This is a genomic window from Alteromonas sp. ISO5 (assembly GCF_058105165.1).
The window spans coordinates 1,414,617-1,434,538 of record NZ_CM176572.1; the positions used below are offsets into that span (position 1 = coordinate 1,414,617).

Annotated in this window: 16 protein-coding genes and 1 pseudogene; 6 read left to right on the forward strand and 11 right to left on the reverse strand. The window is 48.9% G+C overall.

What is annotated here, in order from left to right; genetic code table 11:
• Nucleotides 1–11: 11 nt before the first annotated feature.
• Nucleotides 12–1,220 carry a 4-hydroxybenzoate 3-monooxygenase gene (gene pobA, locus AC2T0J_RS06390; protein WP_489809315.1) on the forward strand — a complete coding sequence of 403 codons (1,209 nt, stop codon included), beginning with the start codon at nt 12–14 and terminating at the stop codon, nt 1,218–1,220.
• 226 nt (nt 1,221–1,446) lie between these two features.
• A complete protein-coding gene (locus AC2T0J_RS06395) occupies nt 1,447–2,151 on the forward strand; it encodes a FadR/GntR family transcriptional regulator (protein ID WP_489809316.1) in 705 nt (234 codons plus the stop codon).
• Between the two features lie 138 nt (nt 2,152–2,289).
• On the opposite strand, the gene AC2T0J_RS06400 is transcribed toward AC2T0J_RS06395, so the two are convergent.
• The 6 genes from AC2T0J_RS06400 to AC2T0J_RS06425 form a co-directional block, all read right to left on the reverse strand.
• The gene (locus tag AC2T0J_RS06400; RefSeq protein ID WP_489809317.1) at nt 2,290–4,980 is read right to left on the reverse strand and encodes a glycoside hydrolase family 2 TIM barrel-domain containing protein; all 2,691 of its coding nucleotides are present in this window, start codon (nt 4,978–4,980) and stop codon (nt 2,290–2,292) included.
• A gap of 96 nt (nt 4,981–5,076) precedes the next feature.
• Nucleotides 5,077–7,368, reverse strand: a complete 2,292-nt coding sequence (locus AC2T0J_RS06405) for a TonB-dependent receptor (protein ID WP_489809318.1) — start codon at nt 7,366–7,368, stop codon at nt 5,077–5,079.
• Between the two features lie 598 nt (nt 7,369–7,966).
• Nucleotides 7,967–9,148: a mannonate dehydratase gene (gene uxuA, locus AC2T0J_RS06410; protein ID WP_489809319.1), complete on the reverse strand. Its 1,182-nt coding sequence runs from the start codon at nt 9,146–9,148 to the stop codon at nt 7,967–7,969.
• Between the two features lie 164 nt (nt 9,149–9,312).
• Nucleotides 9,313–12,987, reverse strand: coding sequence for an AAA family ATPase (locus AC2T0J_RS06415; RefSeq protein WP_489809320.1), 3,675 nt, complete (start codon nt 12,985–12,987; stop codon nt 9,313–9,315).
• Nucleotides 12,984–14,213, reverse strand: a complete 1,230-nt coding sequence (gene sbcD / locus AC2T0J_RS06420) for an exonuclease subunit SbcD (RefSeq protein WP_489809321.1) — start codon at nt 14,211–14,213, stop codon at nt 12,984–12,986. Before sbcD ends, AC2T0J_RS06415 begins: the two co-directional genes overlap by 4 nt.
• Nucleotides 14,214–14,347: 134 nt before the next feature.
• Nucleotides 14,348–14,893 (reverse strand): DUF1285 domain-containing protein, encoded by a 546-nt coding sequence (locus AC2T0J_RS06425; RefSeq protein ID WP_489809322.1) that lies wholly within the window; start codon nt 14,891–14,893, stop codon nt 14,348–14,350.
• 90 nt (nt 14,894–14,983) lie between these two features.
• Here AC2T0J_RS06425 and AC2T0J_RS06430 point away from each other — a divergent pair, with 90 nt between their 5' ends.
• On the forward strand, nt 14,984–15,262 hold the full coding sequence (locus AC2T0J_RS06430) for a hypothetical protein (RefSeq protein ID WP_489809323.1): 279 nt from the start codon (nt 14,984–14,986) through the stop codon (nt 15,260–15,262).
• Between the two features lie 4 nt (nt 15,263–15,266).
• Here the strand turns inward: AC2T0J_RS06430 and AC2T0J_RS06435 are convergent, their stop codons facing one another.
• The 5 genes and pseudogenes from AC2T0J_RS06435 to AC2T0J_RS06455 all read right to left on the reverse strand — a co-directional run.
• The gene (locus AC2T0J_RS06435; RefSeq protein ID WP_489809324.1) at nt 15,267–15,659 is read right to left on the reverse strand and encodes a hypothetical protein; all 393 of its coding nucleotides are present in this window, start codon (nt 15,657–15,659) and stop codon (nt 15,267–15,269) included.
• Between the two features lie 51 nt (nt 15,660–15,710).
• On the reverse strand, nt 15,711–15,890 hold the full coding sequence (locus AC2T0J_RS06440) for a hypothetical protein (protein ID WP_489809325.1): 180 nt from the start codon (nt 15,888–15,890) through the stop codon (nt 15,711–15,713).
• A 182-nt stretch (nt 15,891–16,072) separates the two neighbouring features.
• Nucleotides 16,073–16,312, reverse strand: a complete 240-nt coding sequence (locus AC2T0J_RS06445) for a hypothetical protein (RefSeq protein ID WP_489809326.1) — start codon at nt 16,310–16,312, stop codon at nt 16,073–16,075.
• A 472-nt stretch (nt 16,313–16,784) separates the two neighbouring features.
• The gene (locus tag AC2T0J_RS06450; RefSeq protein WP_489809327.1) at nt 16,785–17,213 is read right to left on the reverse strand and encodes a DUF3010 family protein; all 429 of its coding nucleotides are present in this window, start codon (nt 17,211–17,213) and stop codon (nt 16,785–16,787) included.
• An 81-nt stretch (nt 17,214–17,294) separates the two neighbouring features.
• A pseudogene (locus AC2T0J_RS06455) lies at nt 17,295–17,576 on the reverse strand (transposase); the annotation flags it as partial.
• Between the two features lie 80 nt (nt 17,577–17,656).
• On the opposite strand from AC2T0J_RS06455, the gene tnpA reads away from it, so the two are divergent.
• From tnpA to tnpC, 3 genes are all read left to right on the forward strand, one after another.
• A complete protein-coding gene (gene tnpA / locus AC2T0J_RS06460; protein WP_489806273.1) occupies nt 17,657–17,971 on the forward strand; it encodes an IS66 family insertion sequence element accessory protein TnpA in 315 nt (104 codons plus the stop codon).
• Nucleotides 17,968–18,318, forward strand: coding sequence for an IS66 family insertion sequence element accessory protein TnpB (tnpB, locus tag AC2T0J_RS06465; RefSeq protein ID WP_489806274.1), 351 nt, complete (start codon nt 17,968–17,970; stop codon nt 18,316–18,318). The genes tnpA and tnpB overlap by 4 nt, the downstream gene beginning before the upstream one ends.
• A gap of 86 nt (nt 18,319–18,404) precedes the next feature.
• The gene (tnpC, locus tag AC2T0J_RS06470) at nt 18,405–19,907 is read left to right on the forward strand and encodes an IS66 family transposase (protein ID WP_489806275.1); all 1,503 of its coding nucleotides are present in this window, start codon (nt 18,405–18,407) and stop codon (nt 19,905–19,907) included.
• Nucleotides 19,908–19,922 lie beyond the last annotated feature (15 nt).

A 19,922-nucleotide genomic window follows, 5' to 3' on the forward strand; every position in this document is an offset into this window, starting at 1 on the left:
AAGTCAGTGCTATGAAGACAAAAACGCAGGTTGCCATTATCGGCTCGGGTCCCTCAGGTTTATTACTGGGCCAACTGCTGCACAAAGCAGGTATAGATAATATTATTGTAGAACGTGTCAGCCCGGATTATATTCTTGGCCGTATCCGCGCCGGTATTCTTGAGCAAGGATTTGTTGATTTGGTTCGCGAGGCGGGCGTAAACAAACGCATGGACGAAGAAGGCCAGGTGCACGACGGCTTTGATATTGCCTACTATGGCAAGCGCTATCGCATCGACCTCAACAAGCTTACTGATGGCAGTACGGTAATGTGCTATGGCCAAACCGAAATTACCCGTGACCTGATGGATGCTCGCGAAGCTTCAGGCCTCACCAGTTTTTACCAGAGCCAGGACGTACAGTTACACAACGCAGACACTGATAATCCACAGGTGACGTTGGTGAAAGACGGAGAGACGATTACCATCGATTGTGACTACATTGCGGGCTGCGACGGCTTTCACGGCATATCCCGACAAACCATTCCAGAAGAAAAACGTACCGAGCATGAACGCGTATACCCCTTTGGCTGGCTGGGATTACTGGCCGATGTGCCACCCGTGAGCGACGAATTGATCTATTGTAAAACAGAACGCGGCTTCGCTCTGGCCAGTATGCGTTCATCAACACGCTCACGCTACTACCTGCAGGTCCCGCTGACCGACAAAGTAGAAAACTGGTCAGACGAAGCGTTTTGGGATGAACTTAAAAAACGTCTGCCTGAAGACAGCGCAGAAAAGCTAACCACCGGGCCAAGTATTGAAAAATCCATCGCCCCGCTACGTAGCTTCGTGTGTGAGCCAATGCAATGGGGTAACCTGTTTCTGGTTGGCGATGCTGCGCATATCGTACCGCCTACCGGTGCGAAAGGACTGAACCTGGCCGCGTCGGACGTATCAACTTTATACAAGCTGCTACAGAAGCGCTATGCACAAGGTGATTTGACCGCCCCGCAACAGTACTCTGAAATCGCACTGCGACGGGTGTGGCACGGTGAACGGTTCTCTTGGTGGATGAGCAATATGCTGCACGACTTTGACCAGGACACGGTAAACGGTATGGATAAGGCTACCTTCGATCGCTTTATGCAGTCTGAACTGGATTTTTACCTGACTCATGAAGAAGGCCAGAAAGTGATTGCCCGACAGTATGTGGGCATGCCCTACGAGGCCATTGAGTAACACTGTTGACGCTTAAGGCGGCATCGTGAATCCCCGATGCCGCTGGTTGTATTGTTATAATACCGGGATTAAGCCAGCCCGAAACAGGCGCAATGAAAGCCGACACGTTTTTCTTCTACCAACGTAGTATCAAAGCATCTAGCCTGCCCTTTTATTGGCTTGACTATTTTACCAGCCTCGGTATTCTCAACCGAGGAATCCAGCGAAAAAATGGTAACAATCAACAATGAAAGTGGATGCTGTTAAAGTACGCCGTCTTTATATCGAAGTGGCGAACCAAATTGAAAATCAGATCCGCTCAGGCAACATTAAAACCGGCGAGCGATTACCGTCAGAACGAGATTTAGCCTCGCGTTTTGAAGTCAGCCGCCCGACCATTCGTGAAGCGATGATTGCCCTTGAAATAGCCGGCCTGGTAGAAATTAGAACAGGCTCTGGCATTTATGCATTGCCCACCAACGACCAGGCTCTTAGCCGTCAACTTGACGATGTCCCTGGCCCCTTCGAAGTACTTGAAGCCCGCTTATTAGTTGAACCTGAAGCTGTTAGTCTGGCTGCTGCCAGAATTACCTCAAATCAGCTTGAAGTACTGGAAAAGGCATTGAAGGTCATGGAGTCTGCTGACTCCGACGAACATCAGAAAGAGCAGGCTGACGAGCTCTTCCATTGCACCATTGCCATAGCGACCAATAACAGCGCTTTGTGCTCGTACATAAAGTGGTTATGGGAGCTACGCAATGCATCCGTATTAAGCTCTACCTTTCATCAGAAAGTAAGGGACCTCGGCGTACACCCTTACGTGGATGAACACCGGCGTATTCTCAATGCTCTTAAATTGCGTGATCCTTCGCGAGCTCGCAGCGCCATGCAGACCCACATATCAAATGCCATTGAACAAGATATGAATGTGCTCGGGCTGGAGCCCAATTAGGCCCTGTTTGCGCTTTTGTGTACCCGCTCGTTTAAGACAAGGCAACAGCGTTTAGAGCGCAGCGCGTTTTAGCCGCACGTCTATGTAGTATATATCTTGCCAGAGCGGGACAACCCCCGCCATAGCAAGAAACGACAATCAAGGTATGGGCGTCACTACCACAGAAGATACAAATGCCTCGCCCTGTTGTGGCACAAATACCAGTTGCAGCTCGCCTGTGCTAACTTCCACGTCGACAGTACTGATATCAGCGCTGAATGTATCGCCTGTTGTAGCGCTAAAGGACTTCTGTAACAGTGGAGTTTGATTATAGCTAACGGTAAATGCTGTCTCTTCGATATCAGTGGGTGCAACAAACATCAGAGCCACCTGATAGCGGCCATCGGCAAGCGGCAACGTATAGCTGAATTCACCGGCGCGATAGGATGCCGCTAAATCTCGCTCAGCCGTGCCTTTAACTTGTGCTTTAACCGGCGGGCGTCCCCAGCCACCCGCTTTATCCAGTGTTTTAGCACTACCACCAGAGAAAAACGCATCAGAACCGTACTGATTTTCGCTGGTATCAGCGGCCATTATGGCCCCCGCATCAATAAAGTATGCATTGACCTGAGACGCTGCCAGGTGCCACGTCACGCTATCACTTGCGTCATTGCCATTAGCATCTTTAGCAACAATATTATTTTCGCCCTGTTGCAGCGCCACGCCGGTAAACACGCAAACTGCCTGGGGGCAATTTTGCAGTACGCCGACAGACTTACCGTTTACAACCAGTTCAGTGGCCGCCAGATTAGAATAGACTTTGACCGGCGTTTGCTGATAGGCACGGTTGGTATACCGACGAGAGGTGATATGTACTACCGGTGCTTCACGCCAGTTGGCCTGATAAAAATAGTAGCTGTCTTTTTTGATTTGACGGTCGTAGCTGATCAGTCCTTTCGTATTAATATCAATAGAGTCACCTTCACGACGGGTAGTGGTGGCAAAATCAAAAGCATTCCAGATCCAGGTGGCCCATAAGTAAGGCTTGTCGGCCATGATCTGCCAGTTTATTTCATGCACATAAGACATGTACTCCTCAGGCTGATGTTTGCCGGTTGCCGCGACCGGGCCACCCAGAGGATTATCGGTATGCATGGATAAGGCCCCACCGGCACCGTATTCACTGACTGAGACAGGCTGTTGCGGATACATAGCATGCAAGGTATCCAGGTGCTCATCAAGGTCGGTGGGTTTTCCATAATACCAGCCGAAATATCGGTTTACGCCAACCGTATCGGCGATACCCGTGGTCGGCGGTACTTTAGCGTGGGCCCACTTTTTATTCGCTTCACAGCAATTCGCCAGCGTTGAATAACGCAGGGGGTCGAGCGCTTTGGTTTGTTTGTCCAGCATGGTCAGCACCGGTGTTGGATCAGGCTCCGAATCACTCGGGCTGCCCAGAAAAGCGGGGATCACTGCACCAAAATCCACTTCATTTGCGATGCCCCACACCGCAACCGACGGGTGATTAAAGTTTTGCTTTATCATTTCCTCCAGTTGCAGGCTGGCATTATCCAGCAGTGCCTGATTAACCTTCTCATGCTCTTTTCCATAGCGCCATACCGTTACCAGCGGAATTTCGTCCCATAAAATAAGCCCTGTTTCATTAGCGATTTTGTGCACTGGCTGACCATGGGGATAATGGGCTAAGCGAATAGTATTGGCGCCCATGTCGACCAGCATGTCCATGTCTTCGGCAATGTCCTGGGCCGTTACTGCCCAACCCCGTCCTTCTCGGTCCTGGTGATAGGCTACACCGTGCAAGCGCAATGGTTTGCCATTTAGCAGCAGGCCTTTATCGGCGGTTACGGTAATTTCACGCAGGCCATATTGCTGATCAAGCTGGTCGATAACCATGCCATTGCTGTCGGTTACCTGCACGCGTAAGGTATATAAGTAGGGGTTCTCCATACCTTGCCAAAGCACCGGATTAGTTACCGATAATTGTTGTGTCCGTTCCCGGGTCTCGGCACCAGCTAACGATAACTGCTGTTCACTGCGGGCAACGACTTTATTGTTTCCATCGATTAACTGTGCACTTAATGTGACTGTTTGTTCATCTGTTTTGGCATTACTCACCCGACTGGTTACGGTTACCGTCGCCTGCTTATCGTGTATTGTTGTTGTAGCGTAGACACCAGGACCACCAAAGTCCTGCATATCCAGATGCACATCTGCTGTAGTAACCAGTCTCACCGGCCGGTAAATTCCGCCATGCACAAAAAAATCACCGGAAATAGGCAGGGTATCCGCCGTTGACGACTCCGCCGTAGGTTTACTGTTATCGGCTTTTACGACCAGCACATTGGGTTTGCTGTCACTGACATAGGGCGTTGCATCAAAGCGAAAACGATTAAAGCCACCACGGTGCTCACCCAGATACTGACCGTTTAGCCATACCTGGGCGGTACGGCTAACCGCATCAAATTCCAGCCAGAACTGCTTATCTGCCGTGTTATCCTCTACCTTAAATTCTGTTCGATAGAGACCAATACCCATAGTGGTATCGACGTTATCTTTGGTATGTAAATGAGAAAAGTCGTTCTGATAATAACCAACCCGGTTCCAGCTATGCGGAATACTCACTGTTTGCCATTGATCAGCTCTGAAATCAGGCTGATGAATACGCTCTGGCATAGAATCGGTTGGCAGGAACAGCCAGTTATCTTTTAACTCGCGGCTTTCACGGGGCTGACTGACTGAGCTTTGCTGCGGCGGTGGTGAAGAACACCCAAAAAGGAATAGCAACAAAGTAGCTATGAATATGGCGTTGCGATTTTTAAATAACATACACACTCTCTTTGCTAAAGTAGCCGTTTAAAAGCTAACAAGCAGCAAGTGTTAATTACACTTGCTGTAACGGTTGATTAAGTATCGGTTTGGAAATTAGTAAAAATTATAGGAAACATTTACGCCCATATATCGCAGTGCACCGCGGGTCCAACGCTTCGCAACAGCCGTTTCGCCCTGGAAACGATTTTCAAAATTGCTGTAGCCTAATGAATAGTTTTCGTCGAACATGTTATTGACGTAAAAGGTCACTTTGTAGCGATTGTCGTTATCAACCACCCCGAACCCCAGGTTAGCGATGCCGTAGGCTTCCTGCACATTGACCGGGTCGCCATACAGATCAAAATTCACCTCGTCCTGCCACTGATAGTTGGCCTGAGCGAACCAACTGAACGAATAGTCACCAGCGGGCTTCTCCCAGTAAGCGGCCAGATTGTATTTAAGATCCGGCGAGTTGTTCAGGTCTTCACCGGCGAGATCCTGTGCATCCAAACCACCCGGTCCCGCCCCAATCATACAACCATCAGCCTCTGTCTGATTGCCGTAACAGGGGGCATTATCAAATTCCTTAATTACCGCATCGGTATACGCCAGAGAAGCATCAAGTCGCAGCGCCTCAGAAGCCTGCAACGAAAAGTTGGCTTCCAGCCCCTGGGTACGCAGTTTACCCACGTTGTTAAGCGCAAATACCGGCGCACCGTTTTCATCAACGCGCCCTCCCTGGGCCTGGTAGTCATCGAAGTTGGTTAAGAAAGCAATTAACTCGTAACTAAAGCTGCGGCTGTCATTAAAGCCTTTTACGCCTATCTCGTATGACGTGGAGGTTTCCTCGCCCACTGGCTGATCTGCATCAGACTGATTAAACCCAGATGCCACGTCAAACGCCTGCCCTTTGTAGCCGGTACTTACTGAACCGTAAACCATGGTGCCGTTTTCAAGAAAATGACGCAGTGCCACCTTACCGGTAACGGCCGTTTGCGAGTCGTCGCCGTTATAGGTAGCCGGGTTTGTCGGGTTAAGCTCATAGCCATTGGCATAATAGTCGGTAAACGACACGCCAATTTTCTCGTGATTTAAACGTAGCCCAACATCAATAAAGGTGTCATCGACCATTTCATAGGACGTCTGGCCAAATATTGCCGTACTTTTTGAAGAAACCGATGCTTCCCAGTTGTTTAACACGAAAGATAGCGGGCCTCGCTCAAAATCACGGTAAATATCCTGGTCGCTGTAAAACAAACCGGCAATGTATTCAAAGCGGCCTGTTGGCGTGCCGGTTAAACGAATTTCCTGAGTAATGCCCTCGGCATCAATATACGGTGTTTGAATTGCTTGTGGGCCACCAATGCCGAGCGGATCAAAACGGGGTAACAGAAACGGTGGGTATGCGTCTTCCATGGGAACATCTGTAAGATCTTCATCAGAAATAGAGTCCTGTTCAAAACGTTGGTAGCTGGATACCGAGGTGAGGGTCAGGGTATCACTCAAGAAGTAATTCAGTTTAACGACGCCGAGGTTTTGGTCGGTTTCCCAATGATTATCCGTATCACGACGAACGTTCAGGTTTCTGCTGCTTGCCACTTCGCCTTCACCCGTTACAATATCAGCAGCATCAACCCAGGTTGGCACATTACTACCTTCCTGATGGCTGGTATCAAAAATAAAGGTTAAATCCACATCGTCGTGTGCAAACCACTGCAGTTTTCCGCGCACACCGTAACCTTTCTCTCCGTTAAGATCTTCGCCGGTTGTCAGGTTTTTAATAAAGCCATCACGGTCCTTATAAAAGGCATTGACCCGGTAACTTAGCGTGTCAGACATCGGGCCCGATACCATTAGCTGAGCTTTTTTCTCGTTGTCATCGGTGACGCCAAGGTTAATTCGCCCTTCAAAATCCTGGGTGGCATTTTTGGTCATGATGTTAACCAGACCCGCCGATGCATTTTTGCCAAAAAGCGTGCCCTGCGGCCCGCGTAATATTTCTACCTGTTGAATATCAGACAGTGTCGAAAATGCCTGCGCTGCCATTATCAGCGGTACATCATCTACCACCACCGCAACACTCGATTCAACGCCGATACTGAAAGCTGCCGTGCCAACGCCTCGCATGCTGATGGTATTGACCTGTGGCTCACCGCCCTGCTCAATGGTCAGTGATGGAGATACCCGGGTAACATCATCAAAATTATTGACGTCCAATCGTTCCAGCGTATTTTCGCCAAGCACCGAAACGGCGACAGGGATATCCTGCTGAGCCTGAGCGCGTTTTTGTGCTTTGACTTCAATAATCTCCAACTCCTGTGCTGAAGCAGAGTTACCTAAGCTCCCCATAGCAACTGACAGCGTAAGTGCTAGTAACGACGGTTTAAAAACAGGCAAGTTGTTCATGCATATTCTCTCTTGTGCTGCTGGTTAACGGTGATGATGAGGGACCTTTTTTAGGCACCGGCCATCTGGTAAGGCCAATATACACACCACAAAATACCACTCAACAATAAATTAACACAGTAAACACAACAGAGTTAACATTTTAACTACAAATCAACATTTTAACGTAACTATTTATTTTAAGGATGGTTTGTATCAGCAAATGCAATACCTTTTGGTAAAGCCAATTAAAAACAACGACTTCGAATTACAATAAGACATTGGCCTGACCAGGATTAGAAGTGCCAGAGAGGAGTTATGCTGGCCCTGACTTTGCGCTGACACATTGCACCTCAGGCCAGGTTTTGTTGACATCCTGCCGCGTCATCAGGGTATGTTCATTGAGAAAGTCTAGCTGGACATCAGCGTATGTGTTGCAGCGGAGGCGTGGCCACGCGAACAACCGGAGCGAGGGGCTATCAAGATGACATAATTGACTCAGAACGCGCAGCGCAAAATAGCGGCGCTGCGCCTTTTCATGCTGGTGGCTACTCACCATCCAGTGAGCAGAACCACCAATATAAACCGAATCATATTGCTTTTATCTGGGAGTCAGGAGTTAGTTAGTCTGGCCAGCCCGCAGACTTTCAAGCACATGGATTACACCGCGCAGTTCCGCCAGCGACTTCATTCGACCCAGGTAAGAGTAACCAGGTTTCACATCCGGTTTACCCAGTTCATCCTCCAACAGATGGCCATGGTCCGGACGCATTGGAATACTATTTTTCTGCTTTCTGGCCCCTTCCTCATCGAGCAACGCATTGATCAACCCTATCATGTCATTGTCTCCACCGAGGTGGTCGGATTCATAAAATGATCCGTCTGGTTCGCGTTTCACATTGCGTAAATGGACAAAGAAAATACTGGGCCCAAAGGCTTTAACCATCTCCACTAAATCGTTATCAGCACGGGCACCAAATGAGCCAGCGCACAAAGTGATCCCGTTGCTTGGGCTTGGCACCGCCTCAAGGATTGCTCTGGCATCATCGGCCGTTGATACCACTCTGGGTAGACCAAACAGTGAAAACGGCGGATCATCAGGGTGAATGCACATTCTCACACCCGCCTCTTCGGCGGTTGGCATAATTTCACGTAAAAAGGTAAATAAATTCTGCCGATAACCTTCAGTACCCAGTGCGATAAATTCAGCAATTGCCTGTTTGATACTATCTCTGGTATAGGAGCCTTCGCCCCCGGGCAGACCGGCTATAATGTTCTTTTCCAGCAGGAGCTTTTCTTCTTCGCTCATGCCCTGAATGCGGGCTTCAGCCACGTTTAACTGATGCTCTGAATAATCAGAACGGGCATTTTCACGCTCAAGTATGTACACGTCGTAAGCAATAAAGTCGGACATTTCAAAACGCAGTGCCTGCGAGGCATTTGGCAGGGTGTAACTTAAATTAGTGCGGGTCCAGTCGACAACCGGCATAAAGTTATAGCACACCGTATCAACGCCAGCTTTGCCCAGGTTAGTGAGCGTTTCAATATAGTTCTGAATGTACTGTTGATAATCACCAGTCCGGGTTTTAATGTCGTTGTGCAATGGCACACTTTCTACCACTGACCAGGTCATACCGGCCTGCTCGATCATGGCTTTACGAGCAAGGATGGTGTCCAGAGGCCACACATCACCGGTTGGCACTTCGTGCAAGGATGTCACTATCCCGGTTGCGCCAGTCTGGCGTATTTTGCTTAATGTAATGGAATCATCAGGACCAAACCAGCGCCATGTTTCGAGCATTGCCCTTACCTCTATAGTTAATCAGAAAAATCCGGCCACTATTTTACACAGAACTGCAGCGAACCGGACAGGTGGTAAGGCCAATTTTGGCATGGGAAAACGGTTCGGTCAATGCTATAAGTAATACAAATCTGCCGCTGGAATTTATCATTGCGGCTTGAAGACTAAACCGTCACCCTGTATTCATTTCCTAGTACGCTGGTACCCAGGCCACTTCTTTTGGTTACCATCAACTGCGTAGGGATACGCTCTTTCATGGCTTCAATGTGGCTTATTACACCAATCATTTTGCCTGACGCATTGAGATTATCCAGCGCATCCAGAGCAATATCCAGCGTCTCGGTGTCGAGAGTGCCAAAGCCTTCATCTAAAAATAATGAATCGATGCTGGTTTTGTGACTGACCAAATCAGAGAGCGCCAGCGCCAGCGCCAGGCTCACTAAAAAACTCTCCCCGCCCGACAATGTTTTGGTATCACGTTCCACATCGCCCTGCCAGGTATCCAGTACACTGAGCGATAACCCCTCGCCACTCTGACGTTTAAGCAGGTAACGACCATGCAGTTTATCCAGTTGCTTATTCGCCAGGTACACCAGATTATCCAGTGTCAGCCCCTGGGCAAACTTACGAAATTTATCGCCATTGGCTGACCCCACTAAGCCGTGCAGATAGCTGATGTCATCAACCTCTGCCTGCTGCTCAGCTATTTTACGGGTGAGTTCACTGAGTCTTTCTCGTTGCTGTGTGTCGGTCAGCAAGCGCTGCTCAAGCTGTCCTTTGCGGGCAATGATATTATCCCGCTGCCGATTTAACTCAGTTAACTGTGCGGTCACTTCAGCCGGTGAGGTCTGAGCCCAGATATCAGCGTTATCCATGGCCTGCTGGGTTGCAATTTGGTTTTGCGCCTCTTGCAGTAATATGGTCGCGGAGTGGAGGTTATCGGATAGACGGCGCTTCAATGCCGACAGACGTTCACGCTCAGCTTGCGGTAATAAGGCTCGCTCAAAGGCCTCAGGCGAATCAAAAACGCTGGTAGTTAGCAGTGCATCCCAATGGCTTTGCTTGTCACTAAGCTGCGTCTGTAGCTTGGAAAGGTTGTCATTGAGCACCGCCAGCGAAGACTGTAGCGAAGAGCAGGCTTTGTCGGCCTCATTACGAACTTGCTGACAGCGTTCTTTTTCCAACTCCAGCTCCCCAACCTGCTGACTGAGCGCCTGGCGCACCTGCGCAATATCCTGATCGCCAAATAACGTATGGCGCTCCGCGCTGAGCTGATCAAGTTCGGCTGATAGATCATCAGCTTGTTGTCGGGCTGCTGTTAACTGTTCGGTAAGTTCCTGCACGCGCTGCCCGAAGGTATTCACTTCATTTTCTTTTATGGCAATGTCATGCTGGCGCTGATCGCGTATTTTTACCTGCTCTGCATAGCTGGCCGCATCTTTTTTCTTAGCCGTCAGCCAGGAAGCCAGGGCTTGGGGGTCGGGCGAGAAACCTGTTGCTTTTATCTGCTCCATGAGCACAGTCAGCAACTGTTCATAAGATTGCATTGCGGCCTGATGTCTTGCCTCCAGGCGGGTAAGGCCCTCACTGTTTGTTTGCCTTTGTTGCAACAATAGCTGATAGGAAGCGCTAATCTTATCTAATGCAGTTTGCCGGACATCCACTTGTTGCCTGGCAGTCTGATACGCCGTGTTTGCCTGACGCACCGCGGCGATGCGGCTTTGCAGCGCATTGCTTTGCTCTGTGGTGTTACGTTCCAGGGAGGCTAATCCTTCAGTGTCAGTGACGGTCAGCTCTCCCTCCAGCGATTCGGCGTAGCTGGCCCAGTTGGCTTTAAGCTCGTCTAGCTGTTGCTCGCACTGCTGCCTCTGCTGGTTTACATCCTGCAGGTGGCGGCGACTCGATTCCAGATCCTGACGGGCCTGGGTGCCGGCATCATAGGTTGCCTGTAGCGTTTTTTCTGCCTCATCTCTACGCGCAATAGTATGCGGAATATCCAGCGCCAGACTCTCTTGTGAGGCATGTTCTGTAGCACCGCATAGCGGGCAGGGTTCGCCTTCATGTAGCTGTTTGCGATATTGGATCAGCTCTTCTTCCTGACTGATCAATCGCTTTATATCCTCGAGTTGTTGCTGTTGCTCCTGGTAAGCCCTGAGCAGTGCTTCCCGCTCTGTGGAAAGGGCTTCTACCCTACTCTGAACCTCGTCGGCAGTACCTCTTAACTGTTGTTTGTTGGACGCTTGCTGTTGATAGGCCTGCTGCACACCCCTGGCCCTGTCAATAACACTAAGCGTTAAGCGGCAGGAATCAAGCTTACTTTGTAATCCGTCTTCACTGTCATCGCCAAGTAACTCACCAGTGGTGGCAAGCTTGTTGTTAGCGTCGGAAGTAGCCGCATTTAACTCGGTTTGAGCATTTTGTTGCTGAGCCAATAACTGAGCTGTCTCACTGGCGAAAACGTGCTGTTTGTCGCGCAGTTGCTGACAATCAGTTTCCAGGCTCTCAACCGTTTGCCTGGCTGTTTTAACCTGATGCCATTGTAGTTCCCAGTCAGCCAGACTCTCGCTAAGGGCAGCATCGTCATGATGGGCATCAAGATATCCTGCCGCCTCATCACGCTGGGCTTTAAGCGTTTCAATGGCGCTGGTTGTTGCAGCCATCTGCTGTTTAAACCGGGTATTACTGTCGCTTAATTGCTGAGCACGAAGTTGACAATCCTGCCACTTTTCCTGCCGATGTCTTATTGCGGTGTCTAACGGCAGGATTTTTTCTGAGATGAGTTGATCTTGTTGCCGGGCATAGGCTTTTTTCTCCGTAAACGTTTTATGGGCGACAGCCAATGCCTCACTGGCTGCGCTCAGCGCCTGTTCCCGGCTTACCTTTAGCCGGGTCTGCTGGTCAATTTCCGCTGCCAGGCGGGTAGCCTCTGCGCGCAAGTTTTTGAGCATTTCCCAGGGCAGTCGCATCTGTTCAGCGGGCTCACTTCTGGCCAGTTGCTCCAGTTCATCCCTCGAGTCAGCCATAGCCTGCTCTGCCACAGACTTACTTTGCTCTGCCTGTTGCGCTTTATGCTTTGCAGCGTTTAACGTCTGCCACCACTGTAGCTGTTGGTTAAGCCCATCAGCTTGTGTTACCAGAGTTTGTTGTTGTGCCTGTAGCTGTGCCGCTTCTTCTTCCAACGTTTGCTTTTCGCCATCAGCCAGCAGCGCGAAACCACCAGCCGCGGCATTCAGTTCAGCGAGATGCTGTTTAGCCTGGCTAAAATGCTCGTGAATACGGCGGGAAATCTCGCCGTATATTTCGGTGCCGGTAAGCTCTTCCAGCAATTCAGCACGCTGCCCTTCCTCTGCATTAAGAAACGCTGCAAAATCGCCCTGAGACAGCATCATCGACTTGGTAAACCGCCCAAAGTCCAGGCCTGTCAGTTGCTTTATTGCTTCTGCTTTTTGCTTAATCTGAGTTGTCAGGATGTTGCCGGTGGCCAGCTCTGCCAGTTCGGTTTCAGCTTGTTGCAAATTCCCATCGGGCTTATTGCGCGCTCTGCGCATACTCCAGAAAGCCCGGTAGGCCACGCCTTTGACATCAAACTCAACTTCAGCCAGACACTCTGCGGTACCACGGGTCATAATTTCATTACTCGACGATGTAATGACCCCCAGTCGTGGGGTTTGATGGTACAGCGCCAGACAAATAGCATCTAAAATGGTGGTTTTGCCGGCCCCGGTAGGACCGGTAATAGCAAAGAGTCCGTTTTCGGCAAACGGTGCAGCCGTAAAATCGACTTTCCATTCACCTTTAAGGGAGTTGAGGTTTTTTAAGCGCAGCGACAGAATTTTCATGACTGACCTCCCTGTTCGTGCACCACTTCAGAGAGGATCCGGGCAAAGTGGTGCTTTATCCGCTCAGCTCTTTGCCGCGCTTCTTCGGTTTCAAATTGTTCCATCTCAAGGCGCTTTTCAAACACCTCAACGGGAGTAAGTTCGGCCAGTGTTTCGGTTTGCTGCCGGGTAAGTAACTGGCGCTGTTTATTACGCACCCGGCGTAATTGCAGTACTTCCACATTCAAGCCTTCGGTCATGGTCTGTACCCGTTGCTGCAGATCAGAAAGATAATCTTCACTTTCTACCTGTAAGCACAACCAAACCAATTTATTGGTAGTCAGCGAGGTTAATGCCGCCTCAAGCTCTGATAGAGAGCCGGTAAGTGTTTGCATGGGTTGAAAAACAGGTACATCTATCGGCGTAATAGCCTTGCGGCTTGCGCCGCTAAACTCTACCAGCACCACCTGTTTCTGGGTAGAGAGTTCATCAAAGCTCAGTGGGATGGGTGAGCCGCTGTACCGAATGTGTTCCGTTTTGGCCACTTTCTGTGGCCGGTGGATGTGCCCTAACGCAATGTAGTCGGCAGGCGGAAAGCCATCAGCAGAGAAACCCTCCAGCGTACCGATATAGATATCCCGCACGCTGTCTGACTGGCTTACGCCTAATGCGGTTAAATGACCGGTAGCGATGATTGGCAGTTCACCGCCTGCGGCCTCACGCAGGGCGACGGCCTGAGTATATAACGTAGCATAGTGCTGCTTTATGGCTTCACCGAGTGCCTGCCGCTTTTCTAATCCCGATTCACCAGCCTGACTTTGCAGTACATCACGGGGCCGGATAAATGGCACGGCGCACAAAATCGCGGCCTTTTCTCCCGCCCGGTTATGAAGCGTAAAAACCTGTTCTTCCGTGTCCATACCGGTACTGGCCACCACTTTAGTATCCAGTTGAGCCAGCAACTGCTTTGATTCATTTAGCATAGCAACAGAATCATGATTGCCGCCCAGTACAATAAGGCTACAGCCGTGTTTTTGAATATCCACCACGAACTGGTTATACATTTCACGGGCATAACTTGGCGGCGTGCCGGTATCAAACACATCTCCAGCAATAATCAGCGCATCCACCTGCTCACGCTTAACCAACGCTAACAACCACTGAATAAAGCACTGGTGTTCGTACTTACGGCTCTGGGTAAAAAAACTTTGCCCTAAGTGCCAGTCTGAGGTGTGCAGGATTTTCATGACGCTACCGGTCCTTAATGAGTATGACTCCATGAGGTATAGCCCGGCAAGGGCTAAACGCAGCCATAGTAGCCGCCCGCCGCGGGTGGCTCAACTGCCGGGGTGGATTAATTTTGGTTGGGAGTATGCAGCGCTCAGGACAACCGGCCCAGACTAAACTGCTCAGGACCACTGCTGATCACTAAATGCTCTTGGCCATCAATGTGCAAAGGGGTGGCCATATCAGCCCACTGATAATACACATTGCGATGTACCAGTGCTCTTAGACCACGGTGAAGGGTGACATAAGGTCGCGGCTGCTCTGGATCCGTATTATCAATGACGAGCGGGTGTTGCTGCGAAAGCAGTGCACAATGACCTAAGTTTGATATCACTTCAATAGCCGGGCCGTTATCTGTTTCATGGCGTCGCCATTCGGTGATCACAAAAGGCGCATCTTCTACCTGGATCCGCACTTTTTCGGCAGGGGTTTTTAAAAAGTACTCATCACCTTCTTTCAGTAACACGCCTGCAAATAATTTCACCAGCTTCTCGCGCCCGATGGGAGTACCTGCGTACCACCAGCTGCCATCGGCCTTAATGACCATATCAATATCCCCGCAAAACGGCGGATGCCATTTATCAAATGGCGGCGCAGAATCGAGGTTTTCAATTTGTGCCGTGAGGGTTTGCAAATCCATAGGTGTTCGCCTGCTATTAATTGTCGGTGATATTAAGCAGAATATTCGCTTGCCTCAGAACAACTTCGGGATTAACGCCAATATACATTAATGGACCATACAACGACTTTTGCAAGAGATTCGCTGCAGAACCATTTTCACCTTGATGCGCTTTATTGCGCCCATCTGAATTCCTTATTACCGAGTATAGAGGCCGGGCGGGAGGATGTCACCCGTACCTCCGGGCAACGCATAAAGCAGCTGAACGACTACGCCAGCGGCGAGATGCCAATCAGTGCTCTGTGGCCCAAAGGCCGCCAGATATTACCCAAGATCCGTTTTGTGGTGGATGAATTAGTGACAGTTGCAGAATCAGGCGGATTGAATTAACACTTTAGTCATTGCCAAGCGCTGCATAGCTGTTCTTATAATTACCAACCGGCTTATAGCGCTGAATCAGCACTAACACAGTAAACGCAACCAGCGTTGCCACAATATCATTCCAGTCGAAATACATTTCCGGAATGAATGCCTGATGAACCTCCCACAATAAAGCACCGCAAGTAATACCGATAATGCAGTTGTTGAGTTTTTTATTAGTCATAGAATGCGCAAAGGTCACGTAACCAGACACTAAGATCAGAACATATAAACAGCTAAGCACAGAACCAAGCAGGACATCCAGCCCACCATTTATACCAATATAGACTTCACGATTGAGTTTAACGGTCAGCGACAATAGCAGCGACAACGTGAACATGATTAAGTGGATTGCTCTGTTACTCATTACAGTCTCCTTAAGAAACCTGCAAATGCCCTACTACAGGTTTTTCTTAATTTAAGCGGCCGTCATCATACCTTCGTAATCGTCGGTTGGCCCTAACATCCCCTCAACAGCCTTATCCAGCTCCTCGCCGATATAGTAGTCAACGACTTTACCGACGATTATGCCTAACACAATTCCACCGACTAAACCGCCTGAAACATTAACGCAATCAGTTGAATTTAACTCTTTCATAGTTCTTTCCTCAAATTAAAGTTAACGCTCAACGAGCGCTTAACGAATTAACAGTGTTCACCTCAACTGCAGTGTTAACAATAAATGATAAGCACCACTTCGTAAGCTGTACTCAAGGTTAGAATTTTCGGTATGCGGTTTTTGAGTCGCCAAATATTTGAACGAAGACACGTATTGGGGCATTAAGCCAAGGCCACTTCGCTTTCACACCAACCGTGCTTATGCTCGACATAGCCTAAAACTCCACCGAAGATATCCATTAACGCGTGCAAGGCAGCCACCAACAGCAATGCCCCAGCCAGATTGGCCCGGCTATTCTGCCAGCCGAGTCCTACGCTCTGTGCCGACACTGTGTGCAGCATTAATAAAGTCATCAGAACACGGGTAAGTAACCATAAAAACAAGATGATTTCGCGGTACATAGCCAGCTTCGTTTTGCACCCTGCCTACACCGCGATTTTCGATTTATCCGACTCCCAAAGACTGTATAAAACCATGGCCGCCATCATTGCCGGCACCAGCCACTCGCCTGCGTGTAAATGTATTTTGCTACCCTTTACGCTTTTAACAATCACCCGAGCTGCTTAAAGACTGGCATTAATTAAATAGTTTAAAAATTTGGACTATTTATATTTAGTTTAACCAATGACTAACCCGAGAGAGTCATGTTTTGCAAAGTGGCCGAGACCGCCAATCAGCTCAGGAATCACTGAATTTCTAATGGGACGCAAATCACATACCCGAACATTTTATTGTTCCAAGAACGGATTTCCAGTCGATGAGTTGTAGTTAAAAAATGGGCGCATAAGCTTTAATTACGCTCCCGATTGGTTAGAAATAGAGGGGGCCGAGAAATGGCGATAATGCCATTAAACTGGCCTTGCGGGAGGAGAATTACAAATGTTGACTCATGTAGGCCAGTGCGGTTTCAAACGCTGGTTTCTGGAAACCTTTTAAACCGGTCTCGCTAAATTCTATGTACACACGGCTATCTTTTAACGCCGCTTTGATCTCGGTGGGCGGCATCACGATAACCTCCACCCCGGTTAGCAACTCCAGCGCCGCCTCTAATTTAAAACCAATGGCGCCACCGGCAAACTTGCCCTTCATCGGGCGCTGGCGGATTACGATGGTTTCGATTTTGTAATCCTGCACCAGCTGCGCGAAGGATTTCTGAAAATACTTAAGCTCATGGGCGGTAGCGGCTTTTTGCAGGCTCATTTTACGGGTGCGGCAATCAGGAAGCTGAATCAGGCCATTATCCAAAGTCAATAGGGCAATGTTGGCATCATGTCCCGCCAGTTCTACACCACATACACGCATTGCAAAGCTCCACCGTTAACATCAGCTTGGAGTATATCGGATTTAGCGGCGCCGCGGGCTTATTTTTCTGCTGTCACCAACCTTTTTTGCAACAAGTTCCTTAATCGCATTATTTTCTAAGCTAACGTCAGCGAACATCTTTTTGAGCTTGGCATTTTCTTCTTCAAGCTCTTTCAGTCGCTTGACGTCAGACGCTTCCATACCACCGTATTTGGACTTCCATTTGTAGAAAGTTGCACTGCTGATACCGTGTTGACGGCACACCTCCTCAACTTTTCTACCAGCATCAACTTCTTTCAATACTGCGATGATCTGAGATTCTGTATAGCGTGATTTTTGATACTCGTCTCCTGCATTAATCATTGGTGAGCGTCCGGTAATCCCCACATTCAATTCATAAGTTAGCTACGGCATGGTGTTCTTTTATGCAAAGGAGAATGATCATGCAGCAACGAAGAGAAGTGCAAGATTGGCTCAATCTATTTGAGCAACAAAAACAAAGCGGACTCACTGCGGTGGAGTTTTGTCGCCAGCAGCAGATTAACGTTCAAACCTACTATACCAGGCGTCGTGATATTCTGCTTCAACGAACAAGCAGCAAGTTCGTTCAAGTGAAACGCGAAGTCACGAAGATTGAGTCATACACCGAAGAAATGGGGGGCGACCTTCTCCTGCAACTCGGAGACGCTCAATTGAGCGTGCCAACGAACATGAGTCCTCATTGGGTTGCTACTGTGATGAAGGCATTGGCCGAATGAAGATGTTCGTTGAGCCTGCCGATATTTATCTATACATGGATATCGTCGACTTCCGCAAATCCATTAATGGCTTGATTGTAGTGGTCGAGCAAGACATGAACCTTAATCCGTTTCGCGATGCACTGTTTGTGTTTTGCAATAAAAAGCGCGATAAAGTCAAAATACTCTACTGGGATAAAACGGGCTTTGCACTCTGGTATAAACGTCTCGAGAAGCATCGGTTTAAGTGGCCTGTCGAGACGGAATTGCAACAACTGCACGTGAGTGAACAACAGCTACAATGGCTGTTATCGGGCTACGATGTCATAGGCCATCAGCCATTGCACTACAATACATCCGGCTTATAACCTGTGATCATAAGTCGCGATTATCGATCACCAAACGGTCTTAATAATGTCGGGTAATCAGTGGCTTATTGCATGATAATAACGTCATGAATATTGATATCGAAAACTTACCCGACGATCCAGCAACATTGAAAAAGATGTTGTCGCAAGTCATGTCTCGTAATCAATACCTTGAAGAGCAGTTTCGTATTGCCCAGCATAAGCAGTTTGGTAAAAGCACCGAAGGCCACCCTGGGCAAGGTGAGTTGTTCAATGAAGCGGAAGAACTGGTTGTTGAGGCTGAAACCGCCGAAGAAACGATTAGCTACACCCGTAAAAAGCCGGTACGTAAACCGCTACCCAAAGACCTTCCCCGTGAGGTTATCGTTCACGATATTACGGATGAAGAAAAAATCTGTGGCTGTTGTTCGGGTGAATTACATCGCATCGGTGAAGATAAGTCAGAGAAGCTTCAGTTTATCCCTGCTCAGGTCAAAGTGATTGAGCATGTTCGCCCTAAATATGCGTGCCGTACTTGTGAGAACGACGGTATCAGCAATAAGGTAAAGCAAGCTCCTGTGCCTCACTGCGTTATCCCAAAAGGTTATGCAACGCCAAGCTTATTAGCGCAAATCATCACCAGCAAATATCAGTATGGGCTACCGCTTTATCGTCAAGAGGCCATGTTTAAGCAGCATGGTATTGAACTCAGCCGTAAGACGATGGCGGACTGGATAATCCGCTGCGCTGAGTTGTTTAAACCCCTTTATGACCAACTTCATCAACACCTGCTGCAACAACCGGTTATCGCTGCGGATGAAACCACGTTGAAGGTGATTGAGTCTGAGAAAGTGAATAGCTATATGTGGCTATATGCCAGTGGCGCTGATTCACCTAGCGGTAATATCCCCGATACAGCGATACCTAACATCGTGCTCTACGACTATCACAATAGTCGAGCTGGGCAATGCGCGGTAGACTTCCTTGATGGCTATAACGGTTACCTACAAGTGGATGGTTATCAAGGCTACGAGCAAACGCAAGCCACACTCGTCGGGTGCTGGGCACATGCCCGCCGTAAGTTTATGGAAGCGAAGAAAGGCGCGGGTAAAAAAGGCAGTGGCAAAGCGGATTGGGCACTCAATCACATCCAAAAACTCTACCGCATCGAAACCCAGTTAAAAGATAAAACGGTGGAAGAACGCTACCTCACCCGACAAGAAAAGAGCCTGCCGTTACTCAATCAGCTCCATACATGGCTAGCGAAATCGGTTCAACAGGTGCTGCCGAAAACCAAATTAGGTGAAGCGATACAATACTGCTTAAACCAATGGGAAAAGCTTGCACGCTACACACTCGATGGATTACTGAATATAGATAATAATCGCGCTGAGCGCGCGATTAAACCGTTCGTCATCGGCAGAAAAAACTGGCTGTTTAGCCAAACCGCCACGGGCGCAAATGCCAGTGCGGTGCTTTATAGCATCATTGAAACCGCAAAAGCCAACGACCTCAATGTGTTCGAGTATGTAATGACATGCCTTGATGAAGTCAGCAAGCCCGACGCCGATATCGAGCAACTGCTACCATGGCAGTTTGATAAGCGCTAGGTGGTATTGCCGGAC